Consider the following 15,175-nt stretch of genomic DNA (forward strand, 5'->3'; position numbering starts at 1 on the left):
TGTGATGGGGCGTCAGACGGTGCGGACGGCTTCGTCGTAGGAGTACTTGGGCTTTGCCTCGCCCCAGGCTTCCGTGCCGGGCTGGCCGATGTTGACCACCAGGAAGCTCTTCTGGTCGCCGGCCGGGAAGAAGGCGGCATCGATCGCTTTGAAGTCGGCGCCGGTCATCGGGCCGGCGGCGAAGCCGAGTGAGCGGACGGCCAGGATGAAGTAGCCGGCCTGCAGGTGGGCGTTGTTGTTACCCGTGGCGGCGGCGAGCTCGGGGTCCGCGTCGTACATGGCCTTGGGGGCGTTGTAGCCGGGCAGGAAGGTGTCCCACTTGCCCGCCCAGTCGGTGTCGTAGCTGAGGATGGCCACCAGCGGAGCCGACGCGGTCTTGGCCTGGTTGCCGCGGGACAGCGCATCCACCAGGGTGGCGCGGGCCTCGTCCGAGCGGACATAGGTGACGCGCAGCGGCTGGGAGTTGAAAGCGGTGGGCCCGAACTTGGTCAGCTCGTAGATGGCCTGGGCCTGCTCCTCGGTCACCTCGCCGGTGAAGGTGTTGGCGGTCCGGGCCTGGGCGAAGATGGCGTCCACGGCCGCCGAATCGATAACCGCTTCTTCATGGGCAATGGTCATTGGCTTACCTTTCGCTGCGCCGCCCGCGTGCGGGGGTGGCTCCTGTTGCTTTCCATAGTTGCAACTTCAAGTGCTTCAGTCCTCTTCCCGTGACGCCGGGTGACGTTGGCCACAGCGGTCCGGCGGGAAATACTTGGCGGTATTCTGGACCGAGTTATTCTTCGCCCCCTCGCGGCACCCCTGAAAGGCATTCCTTCCCATGAGCATGCTCGGAATCAAATGGAAGCTGCACGGCACCGGCAAGACCATCAAGCCCGGCCAGGTGGTGGCCCCGGATGAGCGGTTGGCCTGGCCCCTGACCATCGGCGTGGGCATGCAGCACGTGGTGGCAATGTTCGGCGCCACCTTCCTGGTCCCCATCATCACCGGGATGCCGCCGGCCACCACACTGTTCTTCTCCGGCATCGGAACGCTGCTTTTCCTGGTCATCACCAAGGGCAGGGTGCCCAGCTACCTTGGCTCCAGCTTTGCGTTCATCGCACCCATCACGGCCTCGCAGGCGCAGTTCGGCATCCCGGGGGCGCTGGGCGGCGTGGTGCTCGCCGGTGCCACCCTCGCCCTGGTGGGTGCCGTGGTGCAGAAGTTCGGCGCCGGGTGGATCAACCGGCTGATGCCGCCAATCGTCACCGGCGCCATAGTGGCGCTGATCGGCCTGAACCTTGCCCCCGCGGCCAAGCAGAACTTTGACGCCGCGCCCATCACCGCCGTCGTTACGCTGGCCACGATCATCCTGGTCAGCGTGTTGTTCCGTGGAATCCTGGGCCGGCTCAGCATCCTGGTGGGCGTGGTGGTGGGTTACCTGGTGGCCATGCTCCGGGGCGAGGTGGCCTACGACAAGATGGACGCCGCGGCCTGGGTGGGCCTGCCGCATTTCCAGACCCCCGAGTTCCACATCGGCGTGCTGGGGCTGTTCGTCCCGGTGGTCCTGGTGCTGGTGGCCGAGAACATCGGCCACGTGAAGTCGGTTGCGGCCATGACGGGGCAGAACCTCGACGGCGTCTCCGGCCGGGCGCTGATGGCCGACGGCGCGGCCACGGTCCTCGCCGGCCTTGGCGGGGGCTCGGGCACCACCACCTACGCCGAAAACATCGGCGTCATGGCGGCAACCAAGGTGTATTCGACGGCGGCCTACTGGGTGGCCGGCATGTTCGCCATCCTGCTCAGCTTCTCACCCAAGTTCGGCGAGCTGATCGCCACCGTGCCGGCAGGGGTGCTGGGCGGTGCCGCCACCATGCTGTATGGCATGATCGGCGTCCTGGGCGTGAAGATCTGGGTGCAGAACAAAGTGAACTTCGCCAACCCGGTCAACCTGACCACCGCGGCCGTGGCCCTGATCATCGGGATCGCGGATTACACCTGGACAATCGGCGACCTCAAATTCACCGGCATCGCCCTGGGCTCGGCAGCCGCGCTGGTGATCTACCACGGCATGCGGGCCATCGCCAAGGTACGCGGAACAGCGGCCGAACCTGAAACCGAGCACGCGGGACTGCCCCCGGCAGTCAAGGCCGCGATGAACGCAGCCTCCAAGCGGTCACCCAGGAAACGCTGAACCACACGGGGCGTCAGGCCACCCGGTCCGTCTCCCTCCCGCCCGGACCTTCCGGCGCAACGTCGGGACCCAGCATGGTCCCGTTGGCCGGGTGTCCCGGCACGAAGCGATCGGGACGGCCTTGGCCGAAGACCGGGCCGGGCTGCGGCCGCTTCGCCGCCAGCGCGTCGGCCTGGTGCGGACGCAACTGCCTGAGCACCCATGGCATGAAATACTGCCGTGCCCACACCAGGTCCTCGGCCCTGGCCTGTGTCCACCCATGGGCCGGGAGGGGCCGGGGCTGCAGCGGCGTGAGTGCATGCTCCACGCCCAGCGCGTCCAGGGTTGCCACCGCCACGGCATGATGGCCCAGCGGGGACAAATGCAGCCGGTCCGGGTCCCACATGGATGCGTGCTGAAGCTCCGGCAGGCACCACAGGTCGACCATGATGGCGTGGTGCCGGGCCCCGATGGTGTGCAGGTGCTCGTTGTAGATGGCCACGCGGCCGCGGATCTTGCCGAAGACCGGCGTGTTGCCCCAGTCGGGGCCCGCAAACAGGAGCACGGTGGCGCCGGTGGCTGCGAGCGTGCCAATGGCCTGGTCGAGCTTACCGGCCAGCTTGTCGGGATCGCCGTGCCTGAAGATGATGTCGTTTCCACCGGCGGCAATGGCTACAAGGTCCGGCTTCAGGGACAGCGCCGCCGCCAGTTGTCCCTCGAGGATTTGCCGCAGCAGCATTCCACGGATGGCCAGGTTGGCGTACGCGAAGTCGGGCCGGCCTGACGCCAGCTCCTCGGCTACACGGTCCGCCCAGCCCCGAAGACCGCCCAGGCTCAGCGGTTCCGGGTCCCCGATTCCTTCGGTGTAGGAGTCTCCCAGCGCAACGAACCGGTGCCAGGGGTGGCTGTCCGGTCCGTCCGCGACGAAACGCGGCTCCTGCTTCTGGATGGTCATGCCGTCCTCCCTTCTGCGGGAGGCGGGGTTTCCGCCTTCACCGCAGCGTCCCTGCGGGGTGGCTTTCCGGTTGGAAAGCCACGCCCCGCCGCCGACGGACGCGGAAGCTCCGCGACGCCGTCGTACGCTTCCTGCCGCAACGCGGACGGCGGTGCGCCGTTCCGGTCCCGGCCGGCCCCCGGGGCCACGACGTTGAGGGCCGCGTCCCGGAGGTCAAGCTCATGGTGCATTGCCTGCGTTTGCAGGAAAATCAGCGCGGCCTCCCTGCTGAGGCCATATTCGCTGGCGAGGCTGCGCACCGCCAGGTCCACCAGGACCAGGGAGCTTTGGACGACGGCGAGGCCCGCCGTCGCTTCCGCCCTCTCGGCCACGCGGAACACGAGGCGCAGGGCCCGGGCCATGTGGCGCGCATAGTCCTGGATCCTGACCAGGTCGTCGCTGGTAAACGCGTGCGGCACGCCTGCGTAGAAAGTGATGGCGGCGCTTGTCCCGCCTTCGGACAGGATGGGCACGGAAAGCATCGACTGCACCCCGTGGCCCGACGCCGCACTCGCGTAACCAGGCCACCGCCGGTCACGGTTGAGATCGGAGACCAGCACGAATGCCTCGGTACGCATGGCCTCCATGAGGGGCCCATCAGCGAACGAACACTGTTCCCGGTCCGCCTCCCGCGCCTGCTCCGTGCTGGCCGCGAGGGTGCGTGCCTGACCCAGCCGGAAGAGCGTGGCGGCCCAGCCAATGCCGCGGTGTTCACCCTTGATATCGCTCATGAAGTCATGGGTGACTTCCCGGAGGAAGACTTCGACATCTTTGCTGTCGAATACTGGCTCCGGGGTAACTGGAAGCAGCCCCCAGCCAACCTGCCCCGAAGGTTCAGCCGCCATGTTCCAGCCCTGTTCGAAGCGCTTCGGCTTACTACAAAACCTGGTTCCAAGAATACGTCCGAACCGGGCCATGGCGGGAGTGGCAGCCGAAATAAACCGAAGAAGCAGAACTGGTTCGCTGATAGGGTCCCCCTGTGCGGGCTACAGCGGCACCGCAGCAAAGATCGGCCCGCAGATCGGACAAGGCATCCACTAGCGGGCACGTTTGTCCCGCCCACCGGTTGCGCCGCCCAGTAGCATCGGGAGAGGGACACCGAATACTCCCTGTCCGCCTGGGTACCTTTCCACGGGCAAGGGGCTTTGGAGCATCCATGCCAGCACGGAGACGAGCAGTGGAAAGAGGAGCTTATGCGGGAGCCGGGGACCAGCGAGCGCGTTTCGGATGCGGATAACACCGCCGGAGTGGGGGAAGGGGAGGCAGCCGCCGCTGAGCCGGCAGCGGACCTGGAGGTCACTTTCGACGAACAGTTCTTCGCCGCCCGGCCAAAGGCGCTGCGGCCCGTAGCGCGGCGGCGCCAGTTCGTCGGCAACAGGCCCTCCTTCGAATTCGATGGACGAAACGCCGCGTATGTGGAGTGGTTGCGCAACCAGGCCATGCTCGGTGACGCGAACACACTGGCCCGGCAATTGTCCGGCCAGGCCAGCATGTGGCAGAACTCGTACGCGCATCCGAACCCCCGGGCCGCCGTCGAACGCGCCCCCGTCTGGTTCACCGCCTACCCGCTGTCCTTCATCACCGAAACGGGCCGGTCATTCCTGTCCGCCCTGGGTGACACGGCCATGTGGGAAGCCTTCCGCGAAATCGGCATCCGCGGCATCCACACCGGGCCCGTGAAACTGGCGGGCGGCATCAGCGGCTGGTCGCACACCCCCAGCGTGGACGGGCACTTCGACCGGATCAGCATGGCGATCGATCCGGTGTTCGGCACCGAAGAGGAATTCCGCAGCATGTGCGAGGTCGCCGCGGAGCACGGCGGCACCGTCATTGACGACATCGTCCCCGGCCACACCGGCAAGGGCGCCGACTTCCGGCTGGCCGAGATGAACTTCCGCGACTACCCCGGGATCTACCACATGGTGGACATCCCGGAGGAGGACTGGAACCTGCTGCCCGATGTCCCCGAAGGCGCCGACTCGGTCAACCTCAGCCCCGATTCGGAGCAGGCCCTGCAGAAGGCCGGCTACATCATCGGCAGGCTGCAGCGCGTCATCTTCTACGAACCCGGGGTGAAGGAAACCAACTGGAGCGCCACCCGGCCCATCGTGGACACCACCGGCAAGACCCGCCGCTGGGTCTACCTGCACTACTTCAAGGCCGGGCAGCCCTCCATCAACTGGCTGGACCCCACCTTCGCGGGCATGCGGCTGGTGGTGGGCGACGCCCTGCACTCGCTGGTGGACCTGGGCACCGGGGCGCTGCGCCTTGACGCCAACGGCTTCCTGGGCGTGGAGAAGAGCGCCGAGGAACAGCCCGGCTGGTCCGAGGGGCACCCGCTGTCGGAGGCCGCCAACCAGCTCATCGGCTCCATGATCCGCAAGGTGGGCGGGTTCTCCTTCCAGGAACTGAACCTCACCATCGACGACATAAAGGCAACCTCCGAATCGGGCCCGGACCTCTCCTACGACTTCATCACCCGGCCCGCGTACCACTACGCCCTGGTCACGGCGGACACCGAATTCCTGCGGCTGACGCTGCGCCTGTCCATGGAGATCGGGGTGGACCAGGCCTCGCTGGTCCATGCCCTGCAGAACCATGATGAACTGACCTACGAGCTCCTGCACTTCGCCGCCGGGCATCGGGACGAGATGTTCGAACTCAACGGTGAGGAACTCACCGGCGCGCAACTCGCCGAACAGGTCCAGCAGACCCTGCGGGACCGGCTGACCGGCGAGAACGGGCCCTACAACGCCGTCTTCACCACCAACGGCATCGCCTGCACCACGGTCAGCTTCATCATGGCAGCCCTGGGCATCCAGGACCCAGCCAGCGTCACCCCGGAGCAGGAGGCGCAGATCCGGGACGTCCACATCCTCCTGGCCATGTACAACGCGCTGCAACCGGGCGTCTTTGCCCTCTCCGGCTGGGACCTCACGGGCATCCTGGCCCTCGACCGCAGCAGCGTCCGGGAACTAACTTCCCAGGGCGACACCCGCTGGATCAACCGCGGCGCGCACGACCTCATGGGTACCAGCCCGGACGCCACCACGTCCTCGTCGGGAATGCCGCGGGCCCGCAGCCTGTACGGCACGCTGCCGGAGCAGTTGCAGGATTCGAACTCGTTCGCGCGGCGGCTGCAGCGGATCCTTGCCGTCCGCGAGGACAACGGAATCGCCACCGGCACGTTGCTCGATGTCCCCGACGTCTCAAACCGCGGGGCGCTGGTGCTGGTCAACCGGCTCCAGGACGGCGCCCTGCAGGTCACGGCGCTCAACTTCTCCGGGCAGGACATCGCCGGCAGCATCCAGTCCAACGAGTTGCCCTCCGGCGCCAACGTCCGGGACCTCTTCAGCGGCGAAACCGTGGGGCAGGTGGATGACCTGCACAGCTTCTTCCTCGACCTGCCGGCCTACCAGGGGACGGCGCTGCTCCTCACCGAGGCACCGGAGCCGGAAGCGGAGGCGTAGCCAGGCACGCCGGGTAGCGCCGGAGGATGATTTTCAGGCGCTACCCGGCGATCGCGCCCGCAAGCGTGGCTTCAATGATGGCCGGCGAGAGAACGTACTGGGTGACCAGCTGGCTCGCCCCGAGGACAGCCGCCTGGTCGCCCGCCCGGGAGACATTGATGCGCAGGTGTGAGGTGGCCAGCGGCGGGGAGCGCCGGTACACCACCTCACGGATGCCTGCCACCAGGTGCTCACCCGTTTCGCCGAAGCTGCCGCCGACCACTATGACGGATGGATTGAGCAGGTTCACCGCGGTGGCCAGCACCTCGCCGATGTCCCGGCCGGCCTGACGCAGCGCCTGGATGGCCTGCAGGTTGCCGTCGGCGGCGAGCCGGATCACGTCCGCGCCCCTGGCCACGTCCACGCCCTGGTCCCGGAGGGAGCGTGCGACGGCGGGCCCGGACGCGAGTGCCTCAAGGCACCCGTAGTTTCCACAGGCACACAGGACCTCCGCACCGCGGGCCACCTGGATGTGCCCGAGGTCGCCGGCCGTGCCGTTCGCGCCGCGCTGCAGCTCGCCGTTGCTGATAATGCCGGAGCCGATGCCGGTGGCCACCTTCACGAAGAAGAAATTGTTGTGCTCGGGCCAGTGGGCGGACTGCTCCCCCAGCGCCATGATGTTCACGTCGTTGTCGACGAGCACATGGACGGGCAGGGACCGCTGGACGTAGCTGACCACGTCGAACCCGTCCCAGCCCGGCATGATAGGCGGCTTCACCGGCTTTCCGGTGTCATGCTCCACCGGGCCCGGGAGTCCGATGCCGATCCCGGCGAGTTCGCCGACGCTGCGTCCCGCTGACGCCAGCAGTTCCTTGCCCTGCGCCACCACCTGGTCCAGCACAGCTTCCGGCCCGTCGGCCACCTGCTGGGCCAGCCGGTGCTCGGCGAGGATTGTCCCGCCAAGGTCGGTGACCGCGACGATCACGTGCGTGGCACCGACGTCGACAGCCAGAACCAGGCGGGCGGAGGGATTAAAGGCAAAGCGCGACGGCGGCCTTCCGCCACTGGAGAGCGCCTCACCGGCGGGCCCCACCAGGCCGGAGAGCATGAGCGCGTCGATACGGGAGGCAACGGTGGAACGGGCGAGCCCTGTGCTCAAGGCGAGCTCGGCACGGGTACGGGCCCTGCCGTCGCGCAGCAGCTGGAACAGGTCGCCCGCGCGCGAGAGGCTGCCAGCGTCGGATTCCTTTCCGAGCTGTTTCCCGGCGGGTGAAGAAGTCATGCCTAAGTCATAACACTCTTACTTAGTACTGTCACCACACCAGAAGAATAACGAGTAACGAGCAACTTTTGCTTGACGTGCGTCAAAAGTAGTCCTAGGTTGTGATGCAGGGCACATTCGTGAATCCGATGGCTGGTATCCACCACGGTGATGCCACCACTCCAGAGTCCGCTTACGAAGAGGTAATTGAACTTGTCCCATCACACCGCGCCGGCAGACGGGCCCCTGGGCGTCGGAATCCTGGGCGCAGGACCGGTCACCCAGGCCATCCACCTTCCCGCCCTGGCCCGGCTTCGCGATGTCCTTGAGGTACGGCACATCATGGATGTGGACGCAGCAGTGGCGTCTTCGGTGGCGGCGCGCGTCGGAGCAGCATCCAGCACCAGCATGGATGAGCTGCTGGCCGATCCGGACGTTGACATCGTTGCGATCTGCAGCCCCCACCAGTTCCACGCGGACCAGGTCATCGCCGCATGCAGGGCCGGCAAGAAGGCCGTCCTCTGCGAAAAGCCGTTCGCGATGAACGCGGAGGAAGCCGCCCGCATCTCCGCGGTCAGCACCGAAACCGGTGTCCCGATCGTCGTGGGCGCCATGCACACCTTCGATCCCGGCTGGCTCGCCGCGGAACAGAACTGGGGCGATCTCCCCGAAACGGTCCACACCATCCGCTCCTCCATCGTCCTGCCGCCCAACGCCCGCTTCGAAGACTTCGCCACGGAAATCGTCACCCGCCCGGCCGCGGGCCGGCCGGACTACTCGGACATCGAGGTCATCAAGGCCGCCCTGCAGGGCGGGATCATGGGCCTGGCCATCCACGACCTTCCACTGGTGCGCCGGTTCACGCCGGACTTCGAGCTCGTGGAGGTCCTGCAAGCGCGGCACGTCCGCCCGTTCGGGTACGCTGTCTCGCTCCGGACCCCGTCGCGCGTCATTGAACTGCGGGCCGTCATGAACGGCACCTGGAAGCCCGAGTGGACCTTCGAGGCCATCGCCGGGGATTCCGCGCTCCACATCGACTTCACGCCCTCCTACGTCCAGGCCGGTTCCGCGGTCGCCACCTTCTCCCGCCGTGATGGCAGCGAAACCACCAGCTTCGGCCCCTACGGCCACAACGGCTACGAGGGCGAGTGGCGCGAACTTGCCGGCCTCGCCAGGGGAAACCGGCGTGCCCCCTCCGCCCAAACCCTGATCGATGACCTCACGTTCGCCCTGGCAATCGCCGAAGCGACCGTGGAAAGCGGCGCCTCGGACCATGCAAACGCAGTGGCAGGAGTTTCCGCATGAGTAACCACTTCACCGTGCAGGCAACCCCAGCCGCCGAGGAGGCCGGCGCGGTCACCCGGACCGTGGCATCGCTGCCCGCAACGTTCGGCCCCACCCCTGCCGGCCACGCCGGCCTTGCCGATGTGCTGGTGGTTGCGGGCAGCAGCGGCTGGACCGCCGAAGCCGCCGGCGCCGTGCAGTCGGGTGCGCGCGGCATCGTGGTGGCCAACCCCGTGCCCGAGGACACCTCGGAATTGGCGGCTGTGGCGGACGCCACGGGGGCCGTCGTCGTCCTTGATCTCCGCTGGGCCGCAAACCCCGCCCTGGTCGCCGAAGGTTCCGGCCCCGACGCCCGCGGCGCGGTGCGCAGCGGGCTGGGCACCGCGTCACTGCTGGACAGTGTGGCGACGGCGGCGCCCGGCACCGATCCGCAGCAACTCCTGGGCGAGCACCTTGCCGCATTGCTGGCCGTCACCGGCCGGCTCGACGGTCAGCGGCAGGCTCGCCAACGGTGCGCCTTTCACCGCCCAGGGCGTGCTCACCGCCGCCCGGCCGTCCGGCGTCGACATCCGCCTCTACACCGCCGACGGCGGGGTTGCCGTCCAGGTTCCCGATCCGGACGCCGCCTGGCCGGCCGAGGTCCGGGTCACCGGGCCGCACGGCGACCTCCTGCTTCCCACCCTGTACGAATCCGCCCACCGGTTTGCGTGGCGGCGCCTGAAGGAGCACCTCAGCGCCGGCACCAGGCCGGACGATCTGGCCGGGTTCGCCCGGCTGACCGACCTCTACGCAACGCTCACCGCCACGTAACCAGCCCCTCCGATACGCAACCGAACACGGCAGTCCAGTCCCACCTCCACTCTCAACGATGAGCAGGACCGTACCAACGGCGCACCGCGCCCGACGGTCCCGAAAGGACACATCATGAATGCATCTTCCGAAGCACGCCGCTCCTTCTCCCGACGCGGCTTCCTGGGCCTGACGGCCGCTGCAGCCTCCGTACCGCTGCTTGCAGCCTGTGGCGGCGGCTCGGCATCCCAGGGTGGCGGCGGGGCCGGCGGGACCGTCAAGTTCTGGGACATGCCCTGGGCAACGCCGGCCTATAACGACGCCGCCAAGAGCATCGCGGAGGGCTTCTCCGGCGCCAACGGCAGCAAAGCCAGCTACCAGATCATCCAGTGGAACAACTTCTACCAGACCTTCTCCTCGGCGATCGCCTCGAAGACCGGTCCCGCGGTTTCCACGGGCGGCGGCTTCCAGGCGTTCCAGTTCGAGCAGCAGGGCCAGATCGCCTACGCGGACAAGGTGATCGACAAGCTGAAGGCAAACGGCCAATTCGACGACTTCCTGCCCGGCGTGCTGGACCCGTTCAAGTCGGACAAGGGCTATGTGGCAGTTCCCTGGCAGCTGGACATGCGCGTCTTCTGGTACCGCAAGTCCCTCTTCGAAAAGGCAAACGTCGCCCTGCCCACGGACTGGCCGTCCCTTCTTGAAGCCGGCAAGGCCCTGAAGAAGGTCGGCGCCTTCGGCTTCACCACCGGCGCAGGTGCCGGCAACAACTACGCCAACCACTCCATGATCATGATGATGGTCAACAACGGCGGCGGCGTGTTCAACAAGGACGGCGAGCTGGACCTGATGAACGACCGCAACGTCGAGGCCATGGAGTTCGTGCTGGAGCTCGTGTCCAACGGCATCGTGGACCCCGCCGCGGTCAGCTACACCACCGACAACATGTCGGCCCAGTGGAAGGACGGCAAGGCAGGCTACGGCCTGTTCCAGGTGAACGTTCCGCAGCGCGTGGGCGACACCTCCGGCGACCTCCTGGTGGCTGACCCGATCAAGGGCCCGCACGGAGACAAAGCCACCATCGTGTTCCCGAACAACATCATGATGTACACCAACACCCCGTCCCAGGACGCCTCCGAGGAGTTCCTGGTGTACTACCTGGGCCAGCTCAAGCAACTGTGGCAGAAGAAGCTCATGTCCGCCCTGCCGGTCTTCAAATCCATCACGGAGATGCCCGAGTTCGCGGACGATCCCAACAACGTCAAGATCGTCAAGGACTGGCAGCCCATCGCCAAGACCTTCGCCTCCCAGGGCAGCAAGCTGAACGCCAACCTGGCCGCCCTCGACGGCGGCCAGGCCCTCAACCAGTTCAGCCAGACCATCATCACCGGAAAGGCCGATGCCAAGACCGCCCTGCAGACCTTCCAGTCCGGCCTCGAATCCGTCCTTAAGAAGTAAGCGCACGCCATGTCCTCCACCACTGCACAATCCGGCCTGGCCCGGGCCCGCCGCGGGGTTGCCCCCGGCGGGACCGGGACCGCCGGGGGCAAACGCAAGAGCAAGCTCTCCGCCCAGGCCACCAGGACCTTCTTCTGGCTCCTGCTCCCGTCCGTGGTCCTCCTGGTCCTGATCCACGGCTACCCCCTGATCTACGCCGCGGTCCAGGCCACGCACGACGGAGACCTGCTCCAGACCGGCAACTTCGTCGGCGTCCAGAACTTCTCCACCGTCCTGACCTCCCCGGCGTTCTGGAAAGCCGCGCAGTTCACCCTGTGGTTCACCATCGTCGGCGTGTTCGGATCCTGGCTCGTGGGCCTGGGACTTGCCCTGCTCCTCCGCACCAAGATCCCCGCCGGGAACACGTTCAAGGTCCTGCTGCTCCTGCCCTGGGTGGTGCCGATCGTGGTGTCCTCCACCGCCTGGAACTGGCTGGTGGCCACCCCGGACAGCCTGATTCCCGCCCTGTTCCGGAACCTTGGCCTGGGCACCCCGCTGTTCCTGGCAGACCCCACCCTGGCCTCCATCACCGTGATGGTCTTCAAAGTCTGGGTCAGCTTCCCGTTCATGATGATGATGATCTCGGCCGCCCTGGCCTCGGTGGACACCACCGTGTACGAGGCTGCGAGCATGGACGGCGCCAGCCCCTGGCAGCAGTTCACCCAGATCACCCTGCCGCTGATTGCCCGTTCCACCTACATCAGCTGGATCCTGATGACCATCTTCTGCGTCAACGACTTCCCCACCATCTACCTGCTCACCGGCGGCGGCCCGGTCAACGCCACCACCTCCCTGGTGGTCCTGGCCTACCGGACCGTGTTCCAGGACTTCGCCACCGGCCCCGGCGTGGCCATCGCCTTCCTCATGACCATGACCCTGGTGGTCATCTCGGTCATCCTGTACCGCCAGATCCGAAAGTCGAGTGTCGAATAATGAGCGCAGCAGTCCACGCCCATCCCCAATCCGGCCCGGCGCTGGGAGTCGGCCAGGCTGGCAACGCCCGCCGGGTACTCTCCGAAGCCGGCCAGCGGGGCCGCTGGTGGCGGTTCATCGCCATCCTCATCATCACGGCGGTCGTGCTGGTCCCCATCATGGTCACCATCGTGCTCGCCTTCACCCCGGGCCCCAACAGCACCGCCACCGGCCTGACCTTCGAGAACCTCAGCAACGTCTTCTCCAAGACCCTCGCCGCCACGTGGCTGAAAAACAGCCTGGTCACCACGCTCTCCACCGTGGTGGTTTCGGTGGCCGTGGCCGCCCCCGCCGGCTATGTCCTCTCCCGCGGCCGGTCCAAGGCCGTCTCCGGCTATTCCCTGCTCCTGTTCGTGATGCAGTCGCTGCCCATCATCACCTCCGTGGTGCCGCTGTTCATCCTGTTCGCCGGCATGGGCCTGGTAGACAACCTCCTGGGCCTGACCATCATTTACGTCGGCTCCACCATGACGGTGGCCACCTGGATGATGGCCGCGTACTTCGACTCCATCCCCATCAGCCTGGAGGAAGCATCCTGGATCGACGGCTGCTCCGTCTTCGGGTCCTTCACCAAGGTGGTCCTCCGGAACTCCCTCCCCGGCGTCCTCTCCACCGCGATCTTCGCCTTCCTCCTGGCCTGGAACGACTATCTCGTCGCCATCGTCTTCCTCCGCTCGAACGAAATCTTCACCCTCCCCATGGGCGTGCAGTCCTTCTTCCAGCAAAACGCGACAGACTGGACCTCAGTCATGGCCCTGGCCGTGGTCATGATGCTCCCGCCCGTCATCGTGTTCGCCGCCTTGAACAAATACTTCAGCGTCGGCGGTATAGGCGGCTCCCTCGCGGGCCGCTGACCCCCCGCACTCTTCCAACCGTTCCACACCACCGCTAAGGAAACCCATGTCCTACTCACTTCAGCTCTACACGCTCCGCAACGCCATCTCCGAGGACCTTCCCGGCACCATCAAGAGGGTCGCCGATATCGGCTTCACGCAAGTGGAGCCATACAACTTCGTGGCCACGGCCAAGGAACTGGGCGCCGCCCTGAAAAAGAACGACCTCACCGCCCCTTCCGGCCACGCCCCGCTGATGAGCCAGGACCAGGACGAGATCTTCACCGCCGCCAAGGAACTGGGCATCAGCACGGTCATTGACCCGTTCCTGCCCGCCGAGCACTGGCAGAGGGCCGAGGACATCCAGGCGACGGCAGCCAAGCTCAACGCTGCCGCCCGGAAGGGCGCCGGGTACGGCATCCGGGTGGGCTACCACAACCACGCCTGGGAGCTGGAGTCCATCATTGACGGCCGCACCGCGCTGGAGTACTTCGAATCCCTGCTGGACCCGGAACTGGTCCTGGAAGTGGACACGTACTGGGTAGCCGTGGGCGGGCAAGACCCGGTGGACATCCTGGCCAAGCTGGGTGACCGGGTGAAGTTCATCCATATCAAGGACGGTCCCCTGACCAGGGACAACAAGGCCCAGCAGCCCGCAGGCCAGGGCAAAGTGCCAGTCATGGACGTGATCGCGGCCGCCAGGTCCCTGGAGGTGGGCGTGGTGGAGTTCGACGACTACGCCGGTGATATCTTCGAAGGCATCGCAGAAAGCCTGGCTTTCCTGAACAGCAACACCGCAGCCGAAGGAGCCAACGCGTGAGCACCCCCGCAGCCACGTCTTCCCGCAAGGGCCCGGTGGGCGTCGGCGTCATCGGCGCCGGCGTGATCAGCAAGCAGTACCTGGACAACCTCACCGCGTTCCCGGACCTCAAGGTCCACGTCATCGCCGATCTCTTCGAGGAAGCCGCCGAGGCGCGCGCCAAGGAATACGGGGTCCCCGAGTGGGGCGGGGTGGAGAAGGCCCTGAACCACCCCGACGTCGAAATCATCGTCAACCTCACCATCCCGGCAGCGCACGTGGAGGTGGCCACCGCCGCCGTCAACGCCGGCAAACATGTCTGGACCGAGAAGCCGTTCTCGCTGGACCGTGAGTCCGGGCTGGGCCTGCTCAAGACCGCGGACACGGCTGGCATCCGGCTGGGCTGCGCGCCGGATACCTTCCTCGGCGCCGGGATCCAGACCGCGCTGCGGCTGATCCAGCGCGGGGACATCGGCACCCCGCTGACGGCGATGACCATGTTCCAGACCCCCGGCCCGGAGTCCTGGCACCCCAACCCGGCGTTCCTCTTCCAGCACGGTGCCGGTCCTCTGTTCGACATGGGCCCGTACTACCTCACCGCCCTGGTCCAGGCGTTCGGTTCCATCCGCAAGGTGGCCGCCGTCGGCTCCAAGGCCAAGGACGTCCGGGTGATCGGTTCCGGGCCCAAGGCCGGCGAGGAGTTCACCGTCGAGGTGCCCACCCACGTCTCGGCGATGGCGCAGTTCGAGTCCGGGGCCTCCTCGCACAGCGTCTTCTCCTTCGAATCCCCCCGGACCCGGATGGGTTTCGTGGAAATCACGGGCACCGAGGCAACCCTGTCGCTGCCGGACCCCAACTACTTCACCGGCGAGATCAAGCTCTGGCGCGCCGGCGACGAGGACTGGACCACCGTCCCGGCCACCGGGCCCGCCAACGGCCGGGGCATGGGCGTACTGGACATGGCACGGTCCATCCGCGCCGGCCTCCCGCACCGCGCCACCGGCGACCTGGCCTACCACGTGCTGGACACCATGGTTTCCATCAGTGAGTCCATCGACGGCGGCACGTTCATCGACGTCGAAAGCTCAGCCCCGGCTTCCTCCCCCATCCCGGAGGACTGGGCCCCGGAAACCGCCACACTCTGACAG

At 66.9% G+C, this 15,175-nt stretch carries 13 protein-coding genes; 9 read left to right on the forward strand and 4 right to left on the reverse strand.

Annotation, left to right across the window (positions count from 1 at the left end; genetic code table 11):
• Positions 1-12 precede the first annotated feature (12 nt).
• Positions 13-618, reverse strand: coding sequence for a malonic semialdehyde reductase (locus QF050_RS02630; RefSeq protein WP_308929022.1), 606 nt, complete (start codon positions 616-618; stop codon positions 13-15).
• A gap of 199 nt (positions 619-817) precedes the next feature.
• Here QF050_RS02630 and QF050_RS02635 point away from each other — a divergent pair, with 199 nt between their 5' ends.
• On the forward strand, positions 818-2,170 hold the full coding sequence (locus QF050_RS02635) for a solute carrier family 23 protein (RefSeq protein ID WP_308929023.1): 1,353 nt from the start codon (positions 818-820) through the stop codon (positions 2,168-2,170).
• Between the two features lie 13 nt (positions 2,171-2,183).
• Here QF050_RS02635 and QF050_RS02640 read toward each other — a convergent pair whose 3' ends face one another.
• Entirely contained in the window at positions 2,184-3,104 is a 921-nt protein-coding gene (locus QF050_RS02640) for an SGNH/GDSL hydrolase family protein (RefSeq protein ID WP_308929024.1), read from the reverse strand.
• Positions 3,101-3,988 (reverse strand): GAF domain-containing protein, encoded by an 888-nt coding sequence (locus tag QF050_RS02645; RefSeq protein WP_308929025.1) that lies wholly within the window; start codon positions 3,986-3,988, stop codon positions 3,101-3,103. The genes QF050_RS02640 and QF050_RS02645 overlap by 4 nt, the downstream gene beginning before the upstream one ends.
• 348 nt (positions 3,989-4,336) lie before the next feature.
• Between QF050_RS02645 and treS the strand changes: the two genes are divergently transcribed.
• Positions 4,337-6,613: a maltose alpha-D-glucosyltransferase gene (treS, locus tag QF050_RS02650; RefSeq protein WP_308929026.1), complete on the forward strand. Its 2,277-nt coding sequence runs from the start codon at positions 4,337-4,339 to the stop codon at positions 6,611-6,613.
• 40 nt (positions 6,614-6,653) lie between these two features.
• Here the strand turns inward: treS and QF050_RS02655 are convergent, their stop codons facing one another.
• Positions 6,654-7,874 (reverse strand): ROK family transcriptional regulator, encoded by a 1,221-nt coding sequence (locus QF050_RS02655; RefSeq protein ID WP_308929027.1) that lies wholly within the window; start codon positions 7,872-7,874, stop codon positions 6,654-6,656.
• 192 nt (positions 7,875-8,066) lie between these two features.
• Here QF050_RS02655 and QF050_RS02660 point away from each other — a divergent pair, with 192 nt between their 5' ends.
• The 7 genes from QF050_RS02660 to QF050_RS02690 all read left to right on the forward strand — a co-directional run bounded on the left by QF050_RS02660 (position 8,067) and on the right by QF050_RS02690 (position 15,172).
• On the forward strand, positions 8,067-9,158 hold the full coding sequence (locus QF050_RS02660; protein WP_308929028.1) for a Gfo/Idh/MocA family oxidoreductase: 1,092 nt from the start codon (positions 8,067-8,069) through the stop codon (positions 9,156-9,158).
• A 432-nt stretch (positions 9,159-9,590) separates the two neighbouring features.
• Positions 9,591-9,947, forward strand: coding sequence for a hypothetical protein (locus QF050_RS02665; protein ID WP_308929029.1), 357 nt, complete (start codon positions 9,591-9,593; stop codon positions 9,945-9,947).
• Between the two features lie 114 nt (positions 9,948-10,061).
• Positions 10,062-11,384: an extracellular solute-binding protein gene (locus QF050_RS02670; RefSeq protein ID WP_308929030.1), complete on the forward strand. Its 1,323-nt coding sequence runs from the start codon at positions 10,062-10,064 to the stop codon at positions 11,382-11,384.
• A 9-nt stretch (positions 11,385-11,393) separates the two neighbouring features.
• Positions 11,394-12,356, forward strand: a complete 963-nt coding sequence (locus QF050_RS02675; protein ID WP_308929031.1) for a sugar ABC transporter permease — start codon at positions 11,394-11,396, stop codon at positions 12,354-12,356.
• Positions 12,356-13,249 (forward strand): carbohydrate ABC transporter permease, encoded by an 894-nt coding sequence (locus QF050_RS02680; RefSeq protein ID WP_308929032.1) that lies wholly within the window; start codon positions 12,356-12,358, stop codon positions 13,247-13,249. Before QF050_RS02675 ends, QF050_RS02680 begins: the two co-directional genes overlap by 1 nt.
• 46 nt (positions 13,250-13,295) lie before the next feature.
• Positions 13,296-14,048, forward strand: a complete 753-nt coding sequence (locus QF050_RS02685) for a sugar phosphate isomerase/epimerase (RefSeq protein ID WP_308929033.1) — start codon at positions 13,296-13,298, stop codon at positions 14,046-14,048.
• On the forward strand, positions 14,045-15,172 hold the full coding sequence (locus tag QF050_RS02690) for a Gfo/Idh/MocA family oxidoreductase (protein WP_308929034.1): 1,128 nt from the start codon (positions 14,045-14,047) through the stop codon (positions 15,170-15,172). The genes QF050_RS02685 and QF050_RS02690 overlap by 4 nt, the downstream gene beginning before the upstream one ends.
• Positions 15,173-15,175 lie beyond the last annotated feature (3 nt).

The organism is Arthrobacter sp. SLBN-112, assembly GCF_030944625.1.
Lineage (GTDB): Bacteria > Actinomycetota > Actinomycetes > Actinomycetales > Micrococcaceae > Arthrobacter.

Bases quoted from the DNA above. Each gene is read 5' to 3' on its own strand.
- QF050_RS02630 (WP_308929022.1), bottom strand. From the start codon at position 618: ATGACCATTGCCCATGAAGAAGCGGTTATCGATTCGGCGGCCGTGGAC.
- QF050_RS02635 (WP_308929023.1), top strand. From the start codon at position 818: ATGAGCATGCTCGGAATCAAATGGAAGCTGCACGGCACCGGCAAGACC.
- QF050_RS02640 (WP_308929024.1), bottom strand. From the start codon at position 3,104: ATGACCATCCAGAAGCAGGAGCCGCGTTTCGTCGCGGACGGACCGGAC.
- QF050_RS02645 (WP_308929025.1), bottom strand. From the start codon at position 3,988: ATGGCGGCTGAACCTTCGGGGCAGGTTGGCTGGGGGCTGCTTCCAGTT.
- treS (WP_308929026.1), top strand. From the start codon at position 4,337: ATGCGGGAGCCGGGGACCAGCGAGCGCGTTTCGGATGCGGATAACACC.
- QF050_RS02655 (WP_308929027.1), bottom strand. From the start codon at position 7,874: ATGACTTCTTCACCCGCCGGGAAACAGCTCGGAAAGGAATCCGACGCT.
- QF050_RS02670 (WP_308929030.1), top strand. From the start codon at position 10,062: ATGAATGCATCTTCCGAAGCACGCCGCTCCTTCTCCCGACGCGGCTTC.
- QF050_RS02675 (WP_308929031.1), top strand. From the start codon at position 11,394: ATGTCCTCCACCACTGCACAATCCGGCCTGGCCCGGGCCCGCCGCGGG.
- QF050_RS02680 (WP_308929032.1), top strand. From the start codon at position 12,356: ATGAGCGCAGCAGTCCACGCCCATCCCCAATCCGGCCCGGCGCTGGGA.
- QF050_RS02685 (WP_308929033.1), top strand. From the start codon at position 13,296: ATGTCCTACTCACTTCAGCTCTACACGCTCCGCAACGCCATCTCCGAG.